22 protein-coding genes are annotated in these 22,978 nt (G+C 44.1%); 10 read left to right on the forward strand and 12 right to left on the reverse strand.

Features of this window, described 5'->3' with window-relative positions; translation table 11 throughout:
* The coding region (locus tag LJ740_RS01240) for a pirin family protein (RefSeq protein WP_229527227.1) at nt 1-626 on the forward strand (626 nt) is incomplete at its 5' end.
* A gap of 67 nt (nt 627-693) precedes the next feature.
* Here the strand turns inward: LJ740_RS01240 and LJ740_RS01245 are convergent.
* Nucleotides 694-1,305, reverse strand: coding sequence for a hypothetical protein (locus LJ740_RS01245; RefSeq protein WP_229527228.1), 612 nt, complete (start codon nt 1,303-1,305; stop codon nt 694-696).
* 333 nt (nt 1,306-1,638) lie between these two features.
* Between LJ740_RS01245 and LJ740_RS01250 the strand changes: the two genes are divergently transcribed.
* The 3 genes from LJ740_RS01250 to LJ740_RS01260 are packed head-to-tail and all read left to right on the forward strand — an operon-like array spanning nt 1,639 to nt 3,896.
* A complete protein-coding gene (locus tag LJ740_RS01250) occupies nt 1,639-2,448 on the forward strand; it encodes a DUF2189 domain-containing protein (protein ID WP_229527229.1) in 810 nt (269 codons plus the stop codon).
* Nucleotides 2,441-3,268 carry a glucosaminidase domain-containing protein gene (locus tag LJ740_RS01255; RefSeq protein ID WP_229527230.1) on the forward strand — a complete coding sequence of 276 codons (828 nt, stop codon included), beginning with the start codon at nt 2,441-2,443 and terminating at the stop codon, nt 3,266-3,268. Before LJ740_RS01250 ends, LJ740_RS01255 begins: the two co-directional genes overlap by 8 nt.
* Entirely contained in the window at nt 3,255-3,896 is a 642-nt protein-coding gene (locus tag LJ740_RS01260; protein ID WP_229527231.1) for a DUF2987 domain-containing protein, read from the forward strand. Before LJ740_RS01255 ends, LJ740_RS01260 begins: the two co-directional genes overlap by 14 nt.
* A 130-nt stretch (nt 3,897-4,026) precedes the next feature.
* On the opposite strand, the gene LJ740_RS01265 is transcribed toward LJ740_RS01260, so the two are convergent.
* From LJ740_RS01265 to LJ740_RS01280, 4 genes are all read right to left on the reverse strand, one after another.
* On the reverse strand, nt 4,027-4,638 hold the full coding sequence (locus LJ740_RS01265; protein WP_229527232.1) for an MlaC/ttg2D family ABC transporter substrate-binding protein: 612 nt from the start codon (nt 4,636-4,638) through the stop codon (nt 4,027-4,029).
* Nucleotides 4,639-4,726: 88 nt separating this feature from the next.
* Entirely contained in the window at nt 4,727-5,761 is a 1,035-nt protein-coding gene (locus LJ740_RS01270; protein ID WP_229527233.1) for an alpha/beta hydrolase, read from the reverse strand.
* 164 nt (nt 5,762-5,925) lie between these two features.
* Entirely contained in the window at nt 5,926-9,009 is a 3,084-nt protein-coding gene (locus LJ740_RS01275) for an efflux RND transporter permease subunit (protein WP_229527234.1), read from the reverse strand.
* A 2-nt stretch (nt 9,010-9,011) separates the two neighbouring features.
* On the reverse strand, nt 9,012-10,163 hold the full coding sequence (locus LJ740_RS01280; RefSeq protein ID WP_229527235.1) for an efflux RND transporter periplasmic adaptor subunit: 1,152 nt from the start codon (nt 10,161-10,163) through the stop codon (nt 9,012-9,014).
* Between the two features lie 203 nt (nt 10,164-10,366).
* Here LJ740_RS01280 and LJ740_RS01285 point away from each other — a divergent pair, with 203 nt between their 5' ends.
* From LJ740_RS01285 to LJ740_RS01310, 6 genes are all read left to right on the forward strand, one after another.
* A complete protein-coding gene (locus LJ740_RS01285) occupies nt 10,367-11,011 on the forward strand; it encodes an MBL fold metallo-hydrolase (RefSeq protein ID WP_229527236.1) in 645 nt (214 codons plus the stop codon).
* A 142-nt stretch (nt 11,012-11,153) separates the two neighbouring features.
* Nucleotides 11,154-12,194, forward strand: a complete 1,041-nt coding sequence (locus tag LJ740_RS01290; RefSeq protein WP_229527237.1) for an MBL fold metallo-hydrolase — start codon at nt 11,154-11,156, stop codon at nt 12,192-12,194.
* Nucleotides 12,195-12,277: 83 nt separating this feature from the next.
* Entirely contained in the window at nt 12,278-13,084 is an 807-nt protein-coding gene (locus LJ740_RS01295) for a MipA/OmpV family protein (RefSeq protein WP_229527238.1), read from the forward strand.
* A gap of 323 nt (nt 13,085-13,407) precedes the next feature.
* Nucleotides 13,408-14,259 (forward strand): MipA/OmpV family protein, encoded by an 852-nt coding sequence (locus LJ740_RS01300; protein ID WP_229527239.1) that lies wholly within the window; start codon nt 13,408-13,410, stop codon nt 14,257-14,259.
* Nucleotides 14,259-14,927, forward strand: a complete 669-nt coding sequence (locus LJ740_RS01305; RefSeq protein WP_229527240.1) for a response regulator transcription factor — start codon at nt 14,259-14,261, stop codon at nt 14,925-14,927. The genes LJ740_RS01300 and LJ740_RS01305 overlap by 1 nt, the downstream gene beginning before the upstream one ends.
* Nucleotides 14,914-16,287, forward strand: coding sequence for a sensor histidine kinase (locus LJ740_RS01310; protein ID WP_229527241.1), 1,374 nt, complete (start codon nt 14,914-14,916; stop codon nt 16,285-16,287). The genes LJ740_RS01305 and LJ740_RS01310 overlap by 14 nt, the downstream gene beginning before the upstream one ends.
* Nucleotides 16,288-16,374: 87 nt before the next feature.
* Here the strand turns inward: LJ740_RS01310 and ttcA are convergent, their stop codons facing one another.
* The 7 genes from ttcA to LJ740_RS01345 form a co-directional block, all read right to left on the reverse strand.
* Complete coding sequence (gene ttcA / locus LJ740_RS01315) at nt 16,375-17,307, reverse strand: tRNA 2-thiocytidine(32) synthetase TtcA (RefSeq protein WP_229527242.1); 933 nt, start codon at nt 17,305-17,307, stop codon at nt 16,375-16,377.
* Nucleotides 17,308-17,419: 112 nt separating this feature from the next.
* On the reverse strand, nt 17,420-18,352 hold the full coding sequence (gene uspE / locus LJ740_RS01320) for a universal stress protein UspE (protein WP_229527243.1): 933 nt from the start codon (nt 18,350-18,352) through the stop codon (nt 17,420-17,422).
* Nucleotides 18,353-18,462: 110 nt separating this feature from the next.
* A complete protein-coding gene (gene fnr / locus LJ740_RS01325; RefSeq protein WP_229527244.1) occupies nt 18,463-19,191 on the reverse strand; it encodes a fumarate/nitrate reduction transcriptional regulator Fnr in 729 nt (242 codons plus the stop codon).
* A 35-nt stretch (nt 19,192-19,226) separates the two neighbouring features.
* Nucleotides 19,227-19,889 carry a sulfite exporter TauE/SafE family protein gene (locus LJ740_RS01330; RefSeq protein ID WP_229527245.1) on the reverse strand — a complete coding sequence of 221 codons (663 nt, stop codon included), beginning with the start codon at nt 19,887-19,889 and terminating at the stop codon, nt 19,227-19,229.
* Nucleotides 19,890-19,896: 7 nt separating this feature from the next.
* On the reverse strand, nt 19,897-20,082 hold the full coding sequence (ccoS, locus tag LJ740_RS01335; RefSeq protein ID WP_229527246.1) for a cbb3-type cytochrome oxidase assembly protein CcoS: 186 nt from the start codon (nt 20,080-20,082) through the stop codon (nt 19,897-19,899).
* 1 nt (nt 20,083) lies between these two features.
* Entirely contained in the window at nt 20,084-22,486 is a 2,403-nt protein-coding gene (locus LJ740_RS01340; protein WP_229527247.1) for a heavy metal translocating P-type ATPase, read from the reverse strand.
* The gene (locus LJ740_RS01345) at nt 22,486-22,965 is read right to left on the reverse strand and encodes a FixH family protein (RefSeq protein ID WP_229527248.1); all 480 of its coding nucleotides are present in this window, start codon (nt 22,963-22,965) and stop codon (nt 22,486-22,488) included. The genes LJ740_RS01340 and LJ740_RS01345 overlap by 1 nt, the downstream gene beginning before the upstream one ends.
* Between the last annotated feature and the right edge of the window lie 13 nt (nt 22,966-22,978).

The following is a 22,978-nucleotide window of genomic DNA, read 5'->3' on the forward strand; positions in this document are numbered from 1 at the left end:
GCTTTGAACACCAGGACCAGATGGGCAACAAAAAGGCAATCAAAGCCGGAGACGTGCAGTGGATGAGTACCGGTTATGGGGTAATCCACTCGGAGATGCCACTGGCAGATAGCAAAGAAGGTATGCACGGCTTTCAGATTTGGCTGAACATGCCGGCAAAGGACAAGTTACGTCCGGCCCGTTACCAGGACAGTAGCGACATCCCGGTTCCAGAATTTAGCCTGTCACAAGGGATAGTGAAAATACTGGCGGGACGTTGGCAACTGAATGGTGAAAGCTATGATAGTCCACTGGCAGATCTGGCGGCTGATAGTGCGATTGCAGATTTGCAACTTAAGCCAAACTCAGTGTTGAATATCGATGCCAAACAGGCCGGATTTTTGGGGGCTTATCTTTATCAGGGCAGTATTTGGGGAGCTACGGAAGGAGAATTTGTGAGCCTTAATGCCAGTCAAGTTAACAGCATTGAAACCGGTGAAGACGGTGCCGGGTTATTGCTTTTTAAAGGCAATCCTATCAAGGAGAAAATTGCGCACATGGGCCCCTTTGTCATGAATACTCAGGAAGAATTACGTCAGGCGGTCAGGGATTACCAACAAGGCAGATTTGGTACCATCAATCATTAGTCAGAAAAAGCCCCCTAAGAGGGGGCGAACTACGCTAAATCAGCGTATAACGGGAGAGAAATTACTATTATTCCTGAACGTTGATTTCACCCACACCCACTTCAATTTCAAGATCATATTCGCCTTTCCCGCGCCAGCGAATCGATTCGTTTACCAGATTCCGTTCCCGATCAATATTGTTAAACCCCCGCAAATCAACGTCACCCACGCCGGTTTCCAAATCAATCAGGCGGTAGTTGTCATTTTCTAAATCAATATCAACTTCACCAACTCCAACATCGATGGTTGCAGTTCTTTCAAAATCGTCAATTTCAACTTCACCAACGCCGAGGTCGATATCAAGGTGTATGTTTTTTGGGATGCGTACTGACCATTTTTGTACAACATCTTCCATGTCAATTTCTAATAAAACGGCGTTGTCCCGTTGATCAATGGTTAGTTCCACATCTTCCAAATCTGCAGAGCTAAACCAGTCGCTGTCGGCTTCTTTTACTTCTATGTCTAATTCCAGGGTGTCACCATTGTAGGTTTCGATGTTCAGGCTACCTACCGGTACGTCAAAATGGACTGTGCTCTCCGCCGTGAGTTTTATGCTTTGTTGCAAATTCACTTTGTCTTTTGCAAAGCTCGTTTGAGTGACCAATGTTGCGGCGATAATCAGGGCGATTTTAGTTTTCATTTATTTCTCCGATGTGGCGGTTCTGCTAGTACATTTCCAATGGCATAGCAGATTTGTTATTGCTCTATGAGTAACAGCGTTATTTGCGATTAACATTATTTTTAATAATGGCAATTACAGTGCCACGTTAAAAATATAGTAAAAACAACGGCTTATATTTATCTTTAGTTGATGGCTAGTTTTCACGGCCTATTAAATGGCGAATTTGACTAATTCTCTGCAAAAATTACCAATGCAAAAACTTGCGTTAAACCTTGTTACTTCAAACCTTCAATGCATTCCAAATACATGCTGGTATACTAGTCGCGTTTTAATTACTCAAGGTTTAAATCGTTGTCTGAAAATCAGTTTAAAAAGCCACAGGGAAAGTTGCAGTCAGCTCTTAATGGGGATTATCACTTTGATCTAAAACAAGTTTTGCGCAGTGGTTGGGAGTTGACGCAAATTGATAAAGCCTCCATGGTACAGGGAGTAATTATCATGATTGTGGTGGCCTTAATGGTTATGAGTGCCGGGCGGTATATTTCCGATTTAAAGGGCATCGATCCGAACGACCCTGGCTTCAGATTGGGATTGGATTTGCTTATGGTGATACTGATAACACCGTTAGCAGCAGGGTTAATGATGATGGGTATTAACGCCAGTGTTGGCGGAAAGAACAAGCTTTCAAATCTGTTTGAGTTTGTTAACCGCAGCCTGACTATTACGGTCACTGCTGTTATGACGGCAGCATTGGTTCAAATTGGTTTATTGCTGCTAATAGTGCCAGGATTGTATTTGATGGTGGCAACCGGATTTGCGATACCTTTGGTGTTGGAAAAGAAAATGTTACCTGCACGAGCTATATTTACTTCTATTAAAGTGGTAAATCATCAATGGTTGAGCTTCGTTAAGCTTTACGGCGTTTTCGCCGCCTTGTTTGTGTTGGTGATTATTACTTTTGGTATTGCCATCATTTGGGTTTCACCTTTTTACTACAATGTAAAAGGGATACTGTACAGAGATATCTTTGGTGTGGAAAACCAGCAAGCGGGAGAAACAGTGAAAGAATTCGAGGTAACTTCTAGTCCGGCTAATGTAGCAGCCCAGCGTGAAGTCAGATCGGACAGCCGCACCGGCCGGGACGAGCATTTCGATGCATAAATCGCTTCGAACCCGTTTGTGGACAGGTGGTGTGACCTTAATCGGCGTGGTGTCCTTTTTGTATCCTTTTTTTATCCCACCCAAAGTGCCGGTAGTAGAAACCAACCCTTTGCCGGTTGTCGCCGTTACCGTGCCAGATTTTAGCAAATTTAAAAATGTTACCGAAAAGAAAAGGGCATTTTTTGAATACCTGAGTCCGGAAGTTGACCGACAAAATGAAATCATCCTGTCACAACGCACATTAATCCTGGCCTTGTATAGCCAATGGCAAAGCCAGGGGCGCGTGACTCAGGCGCTCAGTGAAGCACAGCTTGACAGGTTAACTGCGCTGGCAAAAACCTACGGTGTGCAATTCAAAAAGTTAGATGACACTTTTTTTGAAAAATTATTGATTAAAGTGGATGTCATTCCCAAAGAACTGGTTCTGGTCCAGGCGGCGAATGAATCTGCCTGGGGAACATCGCGTTTTGCCCGCCAGGGCTTCAACTTTTTTGGTATGTGGTGCTACCGCAAAGGCTGCGGTTTTGTGCCGCGTCGCAGAGATGATGACATGAATCACGAAGTGGCTAAATATACTAACCTGGCGCAAGGGGTCGCTAAATATTTAAACACCCTGAACCGTCATTTTGCGTACCGTGATTTGCGCTACATTCGGGCGATATTACGGCAAACACAGCAACCTATTACCGCTGAGATGTTGGCCGAAGGACTTTTGCATTATTCCGAGCGAGGCCAGGCTTACGTCGAGGAACTACAGGCAATGATCAGAGTTAATCGCAAACATATTCATTCACAGGAAAGAAAAATTGAAAATAGTTAAATGGCTTACAGCAGTATGTGTGGCTTTTCCATTGTTAGCCGCACAGGCCGGAGAGTTGCATCTGGATTACAGTGATTTTTACAGCCATTTAAGAAAACTGGATGATGAAGAGTTACAACCGCTGCATTTTGCCTTTGGTTTTGTGAATGTGCAAAGCAAGGATCTGTGCCAGGTTCAGAGCGTTATGATCAATACTGACAAAATGGACATTCCGGTGGATGTGATGGCCAATAATCGTTTTGTGCTGCCCACTGAAAAAGCGTTAAAGTTGGCTAAAGCTAGGTTGTTTATCAAATTATCGGAACCCGAAAACCGCTGTGATTTATCGGTATTACTGGAAGCCAAACCAGCACTATTTCAGGACGGGGTGGATGCTGCGGAACTGGGCATGTTGATGGCCGCGTTTCAACGCTTTTTCGACAAAATGGGGAGCTTTTTGTCTTTTATGATGCCCTCAGCGACGGGGCTGCAAATTACCGTTGCTGACGATAGCCTTGTCCCCGAAGCCTTTAAAGCACTGAGTACCTTTAATAGTGGCCACTGGCATGTGGAGGCCGCGAGTCTGCCTAAGCTACCTAACGAAATTCGTTTAGAGGGTGTACAACGTATTACTGCATTAACCCAATAATGGCTACCCGAATGATTAAACAATTTTAAAATCGCCAATTTTGGCTCGCCGCATTATGCGTATGAGTCCTTGAACTAATTCAGGTTTTGCTAAAAAATCATGATTAGCGCAATTGGTGCTATTACCATAGCTAATGTTCACGGCTTATCATTACTTGCATCAGGCTGTCCAAACCTTCTTTTCGTAAAATAGGGGAAAATTGACTTTGAAGGCTGGAAATCATACTGATTCCTTCGGCGTTTATGTCATAAACATACCAGTGTTGCGATTTATTGTCTTTTCTGACACTAAATGCCAGTTTTGTGGTTTTGGTACCTTCTTTTAGCAACGCGCGAACAGTTACATACTTTTTGCCGGAGAAATCTTCATTCGTTTCAAATTCAATGTTTTGGTCATTATAAAAACGTAAAGCATTGGAAAACACAGAAGTTGAATAGTTTCGGAAAACTTCCATATATGCGGCTATTTTTTCTTTTTCATAATCTTTAAAGTGTTTACCAAGGACTTTTAGAGCTGCAAATTTGTAGTCGACATAAGGCAATAGTTCCTGTTCCACGATTTCATCGATCATACCCGGATTGGACTGAATATCTGCTCGTTGGTCTTTTATTCGCATAAAGGTCTGGTTTGCGACCTGGCTAATCATTGAGTATGGGTCAGTTTGATCTATGTCATTTGCTTGAGAATATGCATGCGTTGTGGCTAATATCATGCAAAAAAGATGGATAAGTGCCTTGTTCATGGGGGTCTCCTACAGTTGTTAGGGAGACAGCTTATCCGCCTTTAACTTACTCAAATCTTACGATGAGAATTAACAGTTACCCTCATACTTATTTATCGTTTAGCACTTCCAGTAATACCGAAGTTTGCCACTGAAAGTAAGGGTTGTAGGTAAGCCTGGCATGTACCTTGTCTTTCTCCTCATATCCCCATGCAGAGAACCAGACTTCAGCGCCGTTTTCACAGGCAAGCCTGGATTCACTATTCATACCGTTCAGGCAAATCCGTTGTGTTCCATTTCTTCCATACAGAGGATTTTCATGTGAAAACAGTAACCCCATATGGGAGAATTGACTAATACGTTCTTCGGGCAAGTTGTCGTCACGCACCAGTATCCTGTTTGGAGCAGAGATGTTTTCAGGTTCTTTGCCGTACCAGATTAGTCGACTCTTAGGATGCATAAAGCGATTCTGAAACGTTTTAAGCAGATAGTTTGTATCCAGCACAGAATCGTGTTCAGCAACGGCCATAAACACCGGTCTATCGTATTTGTGTTCCAGCAATCTTCTGGCATTGACACTTGTTCGATAGAATTGAGTGTAACCATTGGTTGGAACGTTCATGTACCTGATGGGCGTTTGCATCGGTATATTCTCCCCTGGTTCAATTATCCAGGGCATCACTTTTGACACCAATGGAGCCAGCCAGTCAAAGGGCATACTTTTAAAACCCGGCGAAAAAAATATTAATCCGGCAATTTCAGGGTGTTTGTAAGCGTAATCCAATACGATATTTGCGCCAGTAGAAAAACCTCCCAGAAATACATCCCCTTCAACATCTTCAGTTAGGCGTTTAGCTTGTTCATAAACTATTCTAATCCATTCTTCTGCGGTGACATTTAGCATGTCATAAGGGCTGGTGCCATGGCCCGGCAATAACACGGTTCGAACCAGGAAACCTTGTTCGGCAAGTTGCTTTCCCAAATCAGTGAAAGACCATGGGGAATCGCCTAAGCCATGAACGAACAAAATGCCCCGTTCAGGTTTTCCGTTTACACCGAGAGACTCAGGAGTCCATTGTTTCGGCGCATTCCACTGAAGTTCGGACTCTGTATCTACAAGTTGAAATTTGCGAGCTTCACGCATATAGGTCAGTGTCTCGTTCCGATATTCTTCAAAAGACTTTGGTTCAACCGATGTTTCGACTCTCTCTATTGTTGCACAAGCACAAAGTAAACAGATCGTGTTCATCATAATGAATTGGATGAATGCTTTTGCGTTTTTGCAATATGAAATGGGGTCCAAAAAATTCATGATGTTATTTCCGTCGTGCTCACATTTTCATTATGAGATTTACTGAATAGTGTCATTAAGCGCCTTTCCAGACTATTTACGTAGGTGAATACCACCGGTACAACAATCAGACTAAGGAAAGTAGAGGTAAGCAGACCGCCGATTACGGCCATCGCCATAGGACTTCGGAAACTGGAGTCTGCGCCGAATCCCAGGGCTATAGGCAACATACCGGCGATCATAGCGATGGTTGTCATTACAATTGGTCGTGCTCTTTTATGACAAGCATCGAACAGTGCTTCGTTTAATGACAGTTTTCTATCTTCGATACCTAAAACTGCATACTCCACCAACAATATAGAGTTCTTAGTTACGATACCCATCAGCATCACCAGGCCAATCATCGAAGGCACATTTAGCTCACTACCGGTAACAAGGAGTGCCAGAAATGCCCCCCCAATTGACAAGGGTATGGCAGAAAGGATGGTTACTGGTTGGAAAAAATCTTTAAAAAGCAGAACCAATACTGAATACACGCAGAATATACCGACCAATATTGCCATTCCAAAACCAAGTGCGAACTCTGCGGCAATCTCAGCATCACCATCTTGAATTAGCTCCACTGTAGAGGGCATATTTACAACACTTGGCAATTGCATAGTTTCTGCAAGCGCTTCGCTTAAAGGCATGCCGCCGCGGTCGGCACTTATGGTGATATATCGTTGCCGGTCATACCGTTCAATTTTAGTTGGGCCACTTTGTAGAGAAATATCAGCAATACTGGAAATTGGAATAAGGCCAAACGCACTGTGGACTCTCAGGTTCGATAACGCCTCGATACTTTCACGCTGAGTGGAAGGCATCCGGGTTCGAATATAGACTTGTCGATTGTCGAGGTTAAGCCTTGCAACCTGATTATCATAGTCACCATTCGTCGCTACTCGTATAACCTCTGCTAAATCCGAAGTTGTCACGCCAAGTTTTGCAGCGCGATTCATATCTGGTGTAACGACAATCTCACCACGTTCAAGGCTCGCGGTAGAGGTGATGTTGGAAAGTTGCTCAATTCCTCGTAACTCTCGCTCCAGTGCACGTGCACTAGCTTTTAACGCGTGTTCATTATCACTGGCCAGAATAATTTGCAGTTTTTCGCCCGGTCCACCACCACTCATACTAAATCGTGCTCCGGGGACATGAATGAGTGTTTTTCTAACCGCGTTTTCAATGTCTATTTGCCGGGGCCTTTGGCTTCTGGGTTGCAAAATCAGAGTTAGAGTACCGTTTCGCACATCACCTGCCTGCACTGTACCTGGACCGGCTTGTTGTGCTAATCCAACAGTGGTAAAAACGTCTTTAATATGCGGGATCTCATGCAACGCTGTGCGCACTTTTTCTGTCACGTTTAGGGTGTTAGCCAGTGTACTTCCCGGCGGCAGTTCAACATTAATAGAGGTATAACCACTGTCAGATGGGGGAACAAATCCTGACGGTAAAAAAGGGACCAGAGCCATTGAAGCAATGAAAAAAAGTGTGGCTCCGGCAAGCGTTGTGCGCCTGTGTATCAAACACCAATTTGCCACCAACAAATAGAAGCGCATTACTTTTCCATCTGATTGTGGTTGAGTCGGTTCGCTTTTCAACAAATGTACAGCCATCATAGGCGTCAGTAGTCGAGCGACCAACAATGATGTCAGGACGGCAATGACTGCCGTCCACCCAAATTGTCTGAACATCATACCTGGAATTCCAGACATCAAAGCAGTTGGCATGAACACAGCAACCAGACAAAGGGTGGTTGCAATGACAGCTAAAGCAATTTCATTTACTGCATCTTCAGCGGCTTGGCGAAGTGGTTTCCCCATATGGCGATGGCGTTCAATGTTTTCAACTTCGACAATTGCATCATCAACCAAAATGCCTATCACAACGGCAAGAGCAAGCAACGTGACAGTATTCAGTGAATAGCCCAATAATGCCATCGCCCCAAATGCAGGGAGAATGGACAGAGGTAACGCGGTGGCCGAAATTATTGTGGCCCGCCAGTCACGCAGGAAAAACCAGACCACGAGGATTGCCAAAAGTGCACCTTCATACAGCATGGTCATAGAGGCTTTATATTGCTCTGTGGTTTCATCTACAGATCCGGAAATGAACGTCAATTTGAAAGTTGGGTCATCCAACTGAAGCTGTGCCAGGGCTTTGCGCACGTTTTGTGCAATTTTAACCTCATCAAACCTTTTTGCACGATACACGCTAAACCCGACAACAGAATCGCCATTAAGCCGAGCTGTCTGAGTGCGCTCGGCGATACCATCAGATATCGTTGCGACTTGGTCCAGTCGCAAATGGCGCCCATCGTATAAAGTTACAGGCAATTCACGTAACTGTTGGGCTTGTTGAACGGTAGCGATAACTCTGACAGATTGTTCTTCTTCTCCGATTTGGGAGCGACCACCCGACAATTGTTGCTGTGCGTTTCGAAGGGCTCGGGAGATATCAGCTGCTGTTACGTTTAGACCAGCCATTCTTACTGGATCTAATTCAATCAATATTTCCCTGGTAACGCCACCAACTCTTTCGAACCTGCCAACACCAGATACAGACATAACGGTTTTAGCTAAAGTGTCATCTATAAACCAAGACAAGGCTTCTTCATCCAACCTAGAAGAAGACACTGCATAAGTGAGAACAGCACCACCAATACTCCTGCGCGCCGAAACGGTAGGTTCCTGAAGTTCTGTTGGCAAATTAGAGCGAACACTGTCGACTGCATTTTTTGTTTCAATAAGTGCATCAGACAGACTTTTTTCCAGTACGAACTCTACCTGAATAGAGATCGCACCATTGGTAATTGAGGTCCTTAAATGTCTTAGCCCACTGAGCGTAGCTAAAGAGTCTTCTACCTTTCTCGCTACCTCTGTCTCAAGCTGTGCTGGTGCGGCGCCTGGTTGAGTTAACGATACAGTAACCATCGGTAAATCGAGGTCTGGTAGGTTCTGAGTAGGTAGACTGTTAAATCCCCAGAAACCAGCAAAGGTCAGAAGAATAAATAACAGAATGGATGGGATTGGGTTTCGTATTGACCAGGTGGCAAAATTCATGTCTATTGCACCTCAACCATTTCTGCTTGTGAGACGATCCGAACAATATCGCCTTCAGAGAGAAAACCCGCACCTTCTACAACGATCTTTTCGACGTTTTTAAATGACGATATTATTTCTACATCACTATCTTTTCTTCGCCCTGTTTCTACAAAATGAAGCGAAACTTTAGTGATGTCTTTATCTTCGTTTATTGCTAGCACATAAGTGCGACCATCCCGAATTACGACGCTTTTAGCAGGTACTATTAAGGCTTCGCTCATTCCAAGCGATACATTCCCCGAAACAAACATCCCTGCGACCGCATTGCCATTTTCTGGTATATCAGCAAAAACAGTGGCCAGCCGTGTATTGCTATCAAAGTACGGTGATTTTTGTCGGATGATGGCACTTGTGGACGTGTTATCGGGCATTAGCAACGTTACACGTTGACCGGGTTTGATGAGGTTAAATTGCTCAGGAGTGACTTCTCCTCGCCATTCAAGTCGTTGTTTGCGGATCAATTGGAAGAGCTCCTGTCCGACAGAAATAGTAGCTCCCAGTGTTGCCGAACGGGAAGTGATAACCCCATCATCTGGCGCTATCACGTCTGTAAACTTTAGTTGCAACTGATTTTTTATCAGCTGAGCCTCTGAAACTTTTGCTTGAGTTTCGGCCTGCAGGAGATCTTGCTCACTGACAGCTTTACTATTTTTTAACGCTTTCAATCGAGTTAACTCCGCTTTGGCCTGCTCAAAACCAGCCACAAGCTCAGCCTGTTCAGCAAGTAGTAAGGAGCGGTCAAAACGGGCCAGTATTTGCCCTTTTTTGACTATGTCACCAATATTTACTGATACGTCCACGAGCTGATAACCACCGATTTGAGAGCTGATACTGGCGTTTTGCCATGGAGCAATGTCACCATAAATAGTTAGCGTGTTGGGCCATACCACAGTACGGGGTGTTGAAGTAGTTACTGTCATTGATGGAACTGTGTTTTGCGTTTTTTCATCTGCCACTAGTTGTCCGGTTGGCAGGATAAACAGCAATATTACAGGGCTTAAGATATGCAGCTTCAAATGGTGAAGATAGCACTTTAACTTTTCTATTCCCGGAAGCCCGGGGTTTTTAAGAGCAGCTGTACTTGATTTTAAAAATGATACTGTATTTGTCATTCATAGACTCAATAGTTAATCAGCCCAACTGAAAGCGGGCAAAATAGGTGGTTAAGACGTTGAGGCTATAATTGCAAAAGGAAACTTACTGCATTCTTACCCGTTCCTCACAGTAAGCTTTCCGTAAGTATTCTCTTTTAGGCTATGTGTTATCTGTTTAATTTAACTGGTGATCAGTAAAACAGCTCCTGTGGGAGAAGCGCATGCGATTTTTAAAAGAGGTCATTTATGCAATGACGCCATTGTTTGTTCCCTTTTTGCTGGCAGCAAGCGTACTGTGCTTAACAAAAACAGTTTTTTCAAAGGGGGCCGCAAGGTGCTACCCGTCGGGAAGTGAGCAGAGTATTGCATGCAATGGTGCGGTTCCTATATACACCAATAAAGTATGGCTGCTGTTATTTGAATCAAAACGAGAGGTATTTCACGAAGTTACATTAAGTACTATGGATAATAGTTTAATATTGCCTAACGATGATACCTATTTAGTTAAAGTAGGTGACGCTAATATTATTGTTAATCCCTATTTTCCAACAGACACCTTTGTTCAATATTCAGTGCTTAGCGGCCAAATAATCCAGGAGAAGAAGTCATTAGAGGATTTACCAGAAATAGACATCATTATTATAAGCGAGTGCTATTCTGATTATCTCGATAATGATTTTTTGAGTGAACTTAAGCGTCGTTATTCGCCCGTTATTATCACTCGAATAGGAAACGGAGACAGGATAAATACAAACGGATATTTTCCAATTTATGAACTCGCTCTATGGGAGGAAATTCAACTTGCAAATAATCTCTCAATATCCATTTCTCCCTCATATTATCCGCTTTTCCCGGATAAATTTTAATGGATATACGATGTTCACGCGTTAGCTCACCATTCTTAAAATCGTACCTGTAAGTTTTCAGTAAGAAATCTCAATCAATAATATAAATTGGTTCTGAAAAACTGTTGTGCAGAAAAGTTTTCAAAGAGTGGTTGAGGTTAAAGTGTTAAATAAAATTTGCAAAATATTTCTTCATATCTTTTGTTTAACGCCTTTAATCGGGTGTGACGGGAATGAGAGAAAGAGCCGTTCTGACCATTTTGATGGGAAAAAGTATTACAACCCGACACTTCAAAAGCAGTTTTCGCCGGGGCTATCTGATATATATCAAATGATGCGTGAAGGCAGACCTGATTGGCCAGATAGGATAGAGAACAAAGGCGTATCTCAGCTTGATGCTACTCTTGGGCCTGATGATTTCAGTTTGACCTTTGTTAACCACGCAACATTTCTGATCCAGTTTGCAGGGGTTAACGTCTTGACCGATCCGGTGTGGTCCGAGCGCGCAAGCCCGGTAAGTTGGATTGGACCTAAACGGGTTCGAAAGCCGGGAATCCCAATTAGCAAGTTGCCCAATATTGACCTCATTCTAATCAGCCATAATCACTATGATCATCTGGACATCAAAACTCTGAAGCTATTGAGCGATAAGTTTAACCCCGTGGTTGTCGTACCAATTGGAGATAAAAAGCTGCTTAATTCAGTCGGCATAAGAAACGTTAAGGAGCTTGATTGGTGGGAAAGTATTTCAATGGAAGAGGGGAGCACCATTACTTTTACCCCAACACAGCACTCGTCTGCCCGAGGTTTGTTTGATAGGGATAAAAGTCTTTGGGGAAGTTATTTCATTAAATACCGGCAAAGAAGCATTTATTTCGGGGGAGATGCTGGATATTCAAGCCACTTTTCGGAAACCCGAAAACGCTTAGGACCTCCAGATGTTGCTTTGCTGGGGATTGGTGCCTACGCCCCTCGATTTTTTATGAAGTCCATTCATATGGACCCTGCTGAAGCCGTGCTGGCGCATAAAGATCTTGGCGCAAATCAAAGTGTTGGAATGCATTTTGGTACTTTTCAACTTTCATCCGAATCGTTTGATCAGCCACTAAAAGAATTAGGTATTGCTCTGCTCGAACAAGGAGTGAAAGAAAGTGCCTTTACAACCTTACAGGATGGAGAGACGAGGCTGTTTTTAAACAATTGATATATTCGTACAATATCAATGATGTCGCGAGAATATTAGTTATATGGAAAATCAATCATCTAAATTTTTGTTAGAGAGGGCTGATGTTTAAAAAGACCTTAAGCCTGTTTTTTGCAATTTTGATAATTTCACCAGTATCCGCTGAACCTGTTTATGAGTTTGGTATCGGAGTAGCTGCGGCTAGTCTGCCCTCTTATCCAGGCTCTGATGACCAGGTTTATTATGCACTGCCGCTACCTTACTTCTATTATCAAGATGAATACATAACGGTGGATCGAGAAGGGCTAATCGGCAGTATTTTTGAGTTTGAACATTGGGGGTTAGATGTATCATTCTCTGGCGGAATACCAGTGAACAGCGATGATTCAACGGTGCGTGAAGGGATGCCTGATTTAGACTGGACATTAGAGGCTGGTCCAAAGCTAGAGTATTATTTTACAGATAAAGACAATACAGATGGCTACCTGCGCACCCACATTTATTTGCGCAAAGTCTTTGCTACTGACCTAAGTTACCTGTCGTCTGTAGGTAACCGTATGGGATTGGGATTTGAACATAAAAGGATAATTCTTGTATCAGACAATTTACCAATGACCTGGACTTCTCAACTCACCCTGAATTGGGCTGATGGGGGAGCTCAAGATTACTTTTATGGTGTTTCAAGTTTATATGCCAATGAAAATCGACCGGAGTACATTGGTCAGTCAGGCTATGCCAGTACGGAGCTTTCTGGAGGGATTACGGTAAACATAGAGCAATTAGTGATAGGGGCTTTTGTTCGTTATCAAAACTTTTCAGGCGCGGCTTCCGTTAACAGTGCTCTCCTTCAAGGTAATTCTAACTTCAGTTTTGGTATTGGTGTTATTTGGGTACTTGGTTCGAATAGATAACTTTTCAATATTGATGATAGATATTCATTACTGAGCGAGGTCAATGATTACGGCCAGTAGAGTAATGACGATAAAGGCAATAATTACAGCACTGGTTACTAATGTAAGATTTCGCCACTTGCTTTTCACTAGTAAAACTCTCCTTTATTACATTTATGCCATTGAGTAACAGTGTACAAACTGTCGGCTCTCGTTTGGGGCAAGGAATACTCTACTTGCAATAACTTTCAGGAAACTTACCGAAAAATTTTTAATACAGTAAGTTTCAGGTAAGTGAATACGCGTGAAGCTGCGGTTAACTTGTTTTATGTTGGTGAATATTAATGAATTTAATACCTTGCTTGAATCAATACCAAAAATTGTCTTTTGATGTCACAACAGGTGTCGTCATTCTTGGGCTAGTTATTTCTTGCAGCGTATCGTCGCAGCCGCTCCATCCATCGAATCAAGACGACAGCGCTAAACAGGTTGGTAGTCAGAATGGCTGGGGGGTAGGCCTGGCAGCTATCAGCAATCAGCAAAGTATTGAGGGCATCGACAGAGATACAATGCTAATACCAATCGTCACTTTCGAAAACGAATATGTACGTTGGTTTGGACCAAATATTGATATTAAACTGCCGGAGTTTAGGTTGAATGATGAACAACACCTGGAGTTTAGTTTAACTGGCGGGTTCGACTTTGGTGGATACGATGAAGATGAAGCCGAAGATACTCCAATTCTACAGGGAATGGAGGAACGTAAAGGAAGCTTTGCCATTGGAGCTGGCGTTAAATGGAATAATCCGTGGGTTGAAGTTGAGGCTAAATGGCTGACTGACATTTCAGGTGATAGAGAGGCTAACCGCGTCACCTTGAACTTTGAAAGAAACTGGATGTTTTATAATAAAATAATACTGTCACCCCATCTGGGAATTACCTGGTTAGATGACAACTTTGTAAATTTCCATTACGGTGTCAGAAGTAATGAGGTCAGAAGTGATCGCTTAGCCTACACAGGAGAAGCAACGGTGAATTTTGAATACGGTCTGCGCACCGCTTATTTGATCGACCAGAGTCATTCGGTAATGCTGGATTTCAGTGTAACCAGTTTGGGTAATGAAATAACTAATAGTCCTCTGGTAGATAGTTCAACAGAGAACAATTTATTAATTTTCTATATGTATAAATTCTAATGAGCCGTGTTTTATTGGTTGAAGACCATGAAAGGTTAGCGTCAATTATTGAAACGCAACTGTCTAAATCTGGAATAGCAGTAGATGTTTTCTTTCGCATTGATATGGCCTGGCAAGCATTGCAGCAGATCAGCTATCAAGTTTTGATTTTAGATAGAGGGTTACCGGATGGAGACGGATTGACATTGGTAAAACGAATTCGAAGCGCAAACATAAAAATCCCCTGTTTGATATTAACTGCCAGAGATGCTTTGCATGACCGCATCGAGGGGTTAGATACAGGTGCTGATGATTATTTAACAAAACCTTTTGCGATGGAAGAGCTGGTTGCAAGAGTCAGAGCTTTGTTAAGAAGGCCAGTGGAAAGCATCGCACTACAACCGCGTTTTAAAGACTTACAAATAAAACCTGATGAAGGTGTAATTTGCTGTGGTAATGAAAGTGTTTCATTGGCACCGGCTGAACTTCAGGTAATGTTATTGTTAATACAAAAAAAGGGAGACGTTGTACGGCGCAGTGCTCTGGAAGCAGCTGGTTGGGGGTTAAGTGATGCTGTAACACCCAATGCGTTAGATGTGGTGTTACACCGGTTGAGAAAAAAGCTTTTAGCGATAGACTCTGCGCTGGAAATTGTAAACATGAGAAGTCTTGGCTATGCGCTTAAATAAGAAAAAATGGCGTCAACGATTGAGTGCAAAAGTACTATTCGCCTTTGTGCTTGGGGTGGTACTGAGCATTGCATTGGTTGTAATGGTTATTCTTTGGCTGTCTTATTTTCATAAAAGCAGTTTGGCCATTCTCGATGTTTCTGATGTTGCTACTAAAATTGGGAAGACAATCCAGTTTAACAAATCAGGGTTACCTGTTGGACTGGATATTGCCGATGGTGAACTCAACTGGGTGTTTTCAAGTATGCCGCAGGATGTTGCCTACCGGGTATTAGACGATACCGGTAAAACGCAGTTATCGATGAACAGTTTGTGGGGTTCCGAGAACACCACCTCTACAACGCAAGCCGGGCACTTTTTCTCTGAGCATAACGGAATTTCTTATCATAATGTTATTGCTTCTGTGCTTAATGGTGACGCCACCTGGCACATTCAAATCACAGTTAGTGAGAGATTCTATTCTTTTGTACATACTGCCTTTGCTCTCCCGTTTATGATGATGGGCATTGTTGTATTTAGCATTGTTCTGTTTTTTATCTTTGGTACTTGTGCCTGGGTTATCATTGGATACACCTTAAAACCACTAAGGGAATTGTCTGAATCGGCGATTGATATTTCACCAAGTACGCTGGGAGCAAGGTTATCTCCGGACGGAATTCCACACGAAATTTTGCCGATGGTTGAGAGTTTTAACCGCGTTCTGGAAAGATTGGAACATGGCTTCCGAAATCAGCAGGAATTTATGGCACAGGCAGCCCACGAACTTAAGACACCATTAGCGTTAATTCGGGCCCAGATTGAACTGAAAGAACAGAGTGATGAGCGCGATATGCTGTTAAATGATGTTGAGCATATGACTCGGCATGTGCAGCAATTATTGATGCTTGCAGAAGTGAGCGAAGCACAAAATTACAAACCAGACAGCACAAATGTTGGTGATGTCATAAAAGAAGTCGTTGTTTATTTGCAGCCAATGATCAATAAGGCCGACGTAAGCGTGAATGTTGTCCAGACATCAACTGTTAGATGGCAGGCTGATAGTTCGGCATTATTTGTTTTGATAAAGAATCTTTTGGAAAATGCGATTCAACACGCTCCGAAGGGAACCGCTGTGGATATTTGTATCGAAACATCCCGGATAGCAATTCGTGACAGAGGCCCCGGTATTTTGAATGAACTCTTACCTCGGATATTTGAGCGTTTTTGGCGAGGTGAACACCGCCGAGACCATGGTGCCGGACTCGGGCTGGCAATTTGTAAGGAAATTGCACAGGCCCATGGTTGGAAAATAACGGCTCGTAATATTGAGCAAGGTCTGGTTTTTGAGTTGAACAACGACGTTATTGAAAGTAACGAATAATCTACTCTGTGGCACTATATATCAGTAATGCCCGGCAAATAAGTTTGGGATAAATATAAAAAACTATAGGGCTATCAGTCCAGTCCGTTACTCAACCAGCTGAATATTAACCGCGTTGTCGCTGTCCTCAGTTTCGCTGAAGTTGTCTTTAAACTCAGGAGTGTCGAAGGCAATATCGCCTTCTTCCGGGGCCTGGTCTGAGGTGGTGATACTCTGAAAGTCGTACAGGTTTGGATCGGCAAGATGTGATGGCGTGACATTCTGCAGAGCCCGAAACATATTTTCGATGCGGCCTGGATATTGTCTGGACCAGTCTTGTAACATACCTTTGATCATCTTGCGCTGCAGATTTTCCTGAGAACCACAGAGGTTGCAGGGAATGATTGGGAATTCCATTTTTTCTGCGTATCTGGCAATGTCTTTTTCGCTGGCATAGGCCAGTGGTCTGATTACAATATTTTTGCCGTCATCACTGACCAGTTTGGGCGGCATGGACTTCATTCGACCGCCATGGAACATGTTCAGCAACAAGGTTTCCAGCATGTCGTCTCTGTGATGACCTAAGGCTATTTTGGTTGCGCCTAACTCTTGTGCCGTGCGATACAAAATGCCGCGCCGTAAGCGGCTGCATAGCGAGCAGGTGGTTTTGCCTTCCGGAATTTTTTCCTTCACGATGGAGTAGGTGTCTTCATTGACTATTTTATAATCCACACCCAACTGGTCCAGATACGCAGGTAACACATGTTCGGGAAAGCCCGGTTGCTTTTGGTCCAGGTTAACTGCCACAATGTCAAAGTGGATTGGCGCAATATTTTTCAGAAAAAGCAGGATATCCAGTAAGGTATAGCTGTCTTTACCCCCTGACAGGCACACCATCACCTTGTCACCGTCTTCAATCATATTGAAGTCGGCGATGGCTTTACCAACACATCGACGCAAGCGCTTTTGTAATTTGTTAAAGCTGTATTGTTGTTTACTTTTGGTTAAGTGATTAACCGCGGTTGCTGCTTCTGCTGACATCTGTATTACTCTGAACCCGTTTGACTCAATAAAGCATCCAATATCGGTTTGCCCGGATATTAAATGGCGGCAGAGTATACATTAATTTTCTGTTTGTCGCATATTATTGCTGTCAGACTTTAACCGGTGATTCAAATCCCTCTGGCTTTAGAGCCAGTACATCACAATCCAGCATATCTATAACATGTTCTGCGGTATTGCCAATGAGTGCAGCAGATATTCCTTGTCGCCCTACAGTGCCAATGACAACCAGCTCCGCGTCCAGTTGTTTGGCAATGGCCGGGATCACATCTTCCGGTAATCCTTCCTTAACATGACAAAATTCAGCCCCAATTCCGGACTTTTCAGCGTGTTGCCGCATGTTGTCTTCATGGTGATTTTTAACCGATTGATTGTAGGTTTGCGGATCGAATTCAGGAATTTCGATGGCGATGTTTACCGGAGTGCCTGGATAGGAGTTGACCAGATGCACGTGTCCTTTGAGCAATCCTCCCATCTCAAGACTGGTGGCTGATATCCGATTGTTCAGGGAAATGTGTGCTTCGTCCTCGCTACCGACATTTACCGCGCCAATAATGGCCCCATTTTCAGGCCAGGCGTGATCCTTAACCAGTAATACCGATTTGGGTGATTTACGTAGCAGGTGCCAGTCAGTGGGGGTAAATATAACGGATTTTAGGGTATCGTGTTGTTGTGTGCCTTTGACAATCAGGTCGTAATTTTCTGCAATGGCTTCTACGATAATGCTTTCGTAGGGACGATTGTGCCAAACGACTTTGACATCCACGTGGATATCATGGGCATTGGGTTGTTGTTCAATTAATTGCACCAACCATTCAGTACGGTCATCTACCACTGCCTGGCGCATGATCTCGCGCTCTTCGACAGATAACATGGTGGTCATATCATAGGAAAAGTCGTAAATAGACAGAAAGGCAGTCACCTTACCATTACATTTATTGGCCAGTTCCAGTGCCCGGGCCAGTGATTTTTGCTGCTCTTCGGTTGGATCAACCACTGCTAAAATTTTATTAAAGCCACTCATAGCATTGTCCCAATTGGTGAAAAGAACATTATAAGTGTAAGAACAGCATCAAAGTTTTGCCAGTTTATCTATTGTTATAGATCAAAGAACCTGCAAAAAGAATTTGCCGGTTAGCGGCATTCGGGGGCAAAGGTTTTGCTCTTTTCTTCCAGAATTGCCGGGTTATTGATGTTGATTAGTTTGCCATCCACCGTTAAAACTCCTTCCTTGTTGAATTTTGACAATAGTCGCGAGATGGTTTCAACCGTTAACCCTAACAAATTGCCAATTTCACTGCGGGTCATGGTGAGCCTAAACTGATTGGCGGAAAACCCCCGTTGATTAAAGCGCAGCGACAGCGAATGTAAAAAGTAAGCTAAGCGCTCTTCAGCCGTGCGCTGATTGAGCAGCATAAACATCTGTTGATCTTGCTTAATTTCAGCGCTCATGAGCCGCATAAGTTGCTTTCTTAACGCGGGTAACTCATCAGACAGTTTATCCAGTGTGGCAAATGGGATCTCACAAACCATCGAGGTTTCCAACGCCTGAGTAACGGTTTGGTGGGCCTCTTCAGACATACTGTCGAAGCCAATAACTTCGCCGGGTAAATGAAATGCCGTAATCTGCTCTTCGCCGTTTTGGCTGATGGCATATGATTTAAATGAGCCGGAACGAACCGCGTAAAGCGCCTTCAGTTTGTCACCAGTTTCAAAAAGTCTTTCACCTTTTTGGATGGGTTTCTTGCGCTGGATGATGTCGTCCAGTTTATCCATTTCGTTGTTGCTTAAATTAAAGGGCAGGCACAACTGACTGAAGCTACAGTTTTGACAGTGAAGAGGATAACGAGCTTGACTTACCATTGAATAATACAATCCCTTTTCGCGCTGAATCGTTACTATAAATGATGGGACAGGGCTTGTGCAATGGTAAACGCCCCATAGCAAAGTAATGCGATAGCGATGATTTGCCGTACTCTGGGGGATTTGGTGAAGTTAAGCAGTTCATTACTGGAAAAGGCCAGTAATAAGGTTGCCGGTAGCGTGCCTAAGCCGAAGGCTGCCATCTGTAGCGCACTGGCAGTGGCACTACCGCTGGCGATACTCCAGGCCAACGTTGAATAAACCAGGCCACACGGTAACCAACCCCAGATTAACCCATAGGGCAGGGCGGATATCGGGTGTTTAAACGGCACAAATCGCCTGGCGAATGGCGATATTCTGCGCCAGAACAGGGCTCCGAATGATTCCAACCGGGTCAGCAGGCGCCACCAGTTACCGATATAAGCCCCCAGCAACAACAAAAAAACACCACTGATTAATTGCAATACCACCACACCACTGGCTATCTGGTGACTGAATATCTGGCCCAGTGCCCCGGCAATAAACCCTGCCAGGCTGTAACTGAATACCCTGCCCAGATTGTAGCTTAACGCATAGGGTAACAGCGGTTTTTCAGGCGGAATGGCGTAACTCAAGCCAGCAATAACCCCACCACACATTGCTCCGCAATGCACGCTCCCTGCAATCCCGATTAAAAACGCGGCAAATAGATCGTTCACGAGCAGACTATTTTTCGTTGGGTGGCTTAGGTTTAGCTTTGGAAGCGTCTTTTACGTCATCATCAAACAAGATACTGTGTCCATGACGCTCAAGGTCTTTGAACTGTTCGCTGCGTACCGCCCAAAAAAAGATTGCGATTGCGACAAGTACCAGAATGATAGCTAAAGGAATCAATACGTAAATAATGCTCATGTTACTTGTCTTTTTGTGTATTAATACGAAGCGAGTTAAAGGTCACAATTAGCGAACTTAGCGACATGCCGATGACCGCACCCCAGGGGGGAAGTAATCCACTGACTGCAAAAGGCAGTACCAGCAAATTGTAACCCAAAGCCCAGGCAAAGTTTTGCTTAATAATGCGTTGTGTTTTTAACGACACTTCCAGCAAGGTGTTAATCGCTAAAAAATTGTCTTTCAGCATGATAATGTCAGCGGCATTTTGGGCGAAATCACTGGCGCCATTCACCGCTACTGAGATATCTGCACCGGCCAGAACCGGTGCGTCATTGACCCCGTCACCCACCATTACAATGACTTCGCCTTTGGCTTGCAGGGTTTGCAGGTACGCCAGTTTCTGCACGGGCTTAACGCCATACTGATATTCCGGGATAGACAATTTATCCGCCAGAATAGCGACTTTTTGCTGGTTGTCACCGCTTAGTAAAACAGATCTGCCGCGATTTAATTGTCTGAAAAAGGGCTCGACTTGTTCTCTTAACGCGTCTTCCAGGTAAAACTCAGCTATCGGGATTTGTTCTCCGGTTAGTGTTACTTCGCACAGATAAACGTCGGCCTGCTGTACCTTAAAATTTGCTCCCGCAAAGTGACAATTACCGATGCGGTATCGCTTTTCGTGTAGCTCCCCTGCAATCCCTTCTCCCGGGAAAACTACGACCTCCTGACAGGGAAGGTTAGTGGCGCTGTCAAAGGCTTTAGCGATGGGGTGTTCTGAATAGGCTTCTATTGACGCGGCGACAGAGAGTACCTGTTCATCAGAGAGGTTACTGTGATTTTCCCAGCGCTGAACTTTGGGCTGGCCTCGGGTTAACGTACCGGTTTTATCAAAGGCAAATACGGTTACCTTGTTTAAGGTCTCTAACAGGTCGGTACGTTTGATCACCAGGCCGTTTTCATTGAGTTTGCTCATGGCTGCGGTGAAGGCGGTTGGGGTAGCCAGTCCAAGCGCACAGGGGCAGGTGGCAACTAATACCGAAACCGTAATCCACAGTGCGTCGGCCGGTGCTTTTTGATGCCAGTACAGGAAGGTAAGGGTGGCAATCAGGAGTACCAGGGTAACAAAACTTCCGGCGAGTTTGTCTGCCGCGATAGCAAATTTAGGTTTTTGTGAAAAAGCCAGTTCCTGTGCGCGACTGATCTGGTTAATGGCTGAATCTTTTAATGCTGTACTAACCGTGGCGATAATAGGCGCCGATAAATTTATCGTGCCGCCAAAAACGGGGGCATTAATGGTTTTACACACCGGTGCAGCTTCCCCTGTGAGAATCGCTTCGTCCAGCTCTGTGGTGCCCTGAGTAATGATGCCATCGACGGGCACAGTATCGCCAACTTTGATCTGAATTTGCTGTCCGGGCCTGATGGTTTTTGCCGGCACGTCCTGAATCTGGCCATCATCAGCGACGAGTCTGGCAAATTGAGGTAACTGACGACTGAGGTTATTGCCGGTAATTACCGCTTTTTGGCGGCCTTTGTGTTCGAAGTAGCGACCAATAAGCAATAAAAAGATAAACATGCAAATTGATTCGAAAAACACTTCTCCATGGTTATTGAAGGTTGCCCAGGCGCTGCTGGCCCAGGTTACTACAATGGCGATACTCACCGGCATGTCCATATTTAAGGTTTTTGCGCTCAGTCCATTTAACGCGCTGATGATAAAAACTGAGCCGGAGTAAAAAACCACAGGGGTACTTAAGATCAGACTTACCCAATGCAAAAACTGACGCGTCTCTGCATCCAGGTTCCCAAATACCCCAAAATACAGTCCAAATGCCAACATCATTACCTGCATGGTAAGCAGGCCGGCTAGTCCAAGTTTTTTAAGGAAGTTTTTGTTTTCCGTCTGGAAAATCGTTTCATGCTGGTCCGGTTGAAAGGGTCTGGCCCGATAGCCTATTTCAAAAAACAGGTTGAGTAGCTGGCTCAATGTCAGACTGTCTTTGTCCCAGCGTACTGAGGCGCGCCTGGCACTGACATCAACCCCTACCATTCGCACTGCCGGGTTGCTGTTTAGGCGCTTTTCAATAAGCCAGGCGCATGCCGGGCAATTTAACCCTTCGACGGTAAGTTGAACTTCTGCAAATTGATTGTTTTGGCTGATGTATTCGTCAGTGAGTTCTGGCAGGTCGTAAATTTGAATATCTTTGCGCAAACTATCCGGGAGAGCATCGGCCCTGGCCGCAGGTTCCGTGCGAAATTTATAATAGTCTTCCAACCCGGTAGCGACAACGGAACGTGCAACTTCGAGACAACCAGGACAACAAAATTGTCGCTGTTCATGCAAAACTTCAGTGCAAAACTGACTGTTGTCCGGGATTGTTTCGTTACAATGAAAACAATGGCCTGTTGCCACGTTGTACATTAAGGCTCCAGAATAATGTCAGAGGCAATTGGTAAAGACACGGTTTTTCTGATTTTCCACGACTCATCAAAAGGGGTCAGGGTAAGACGCCATTTGCCTTTTGTTTCATTGCGCAGTTCCCCTGAATAAACGCCTTCAGCGTTGCGGGTTAACATGACAAAAAAGTCCTTGTCTTGCAACGTGGCATGAAAAAAGTCCAGTTTTAATGCTGCAGCGTCCGGTGGCAATGCCTGTTGGAAAGTCACATAGATCCGGTTTTCTTGTAGTGTTAGCGCCGCAACGAGGTTGAGCTGTTTAGCCATACGCTTTTTACTGATGGATTGGTTTATCGCTTTCCCTTCTTTGTAGTAATCATCCGAGACCATGGAGTTTTCACTGGTGACAGCCAGATAGACGATGGTAAAACCAAGTACCATTGATATCGCCGGAATGGTGATTAAAAACCAGGGCCAGAATTGTTTGTACCACTTTTCAGCCATTTTTGTTTGCCTT

The organism is Planctobacterium marinum (assembly GCF_020687805.1).
GTDB lineage: Bacteria > Pseudomonadota > Gammaproteobacteria > Enterobacterales > Alteromonadaceae > Planctobacterium > Planctobacterium marinum.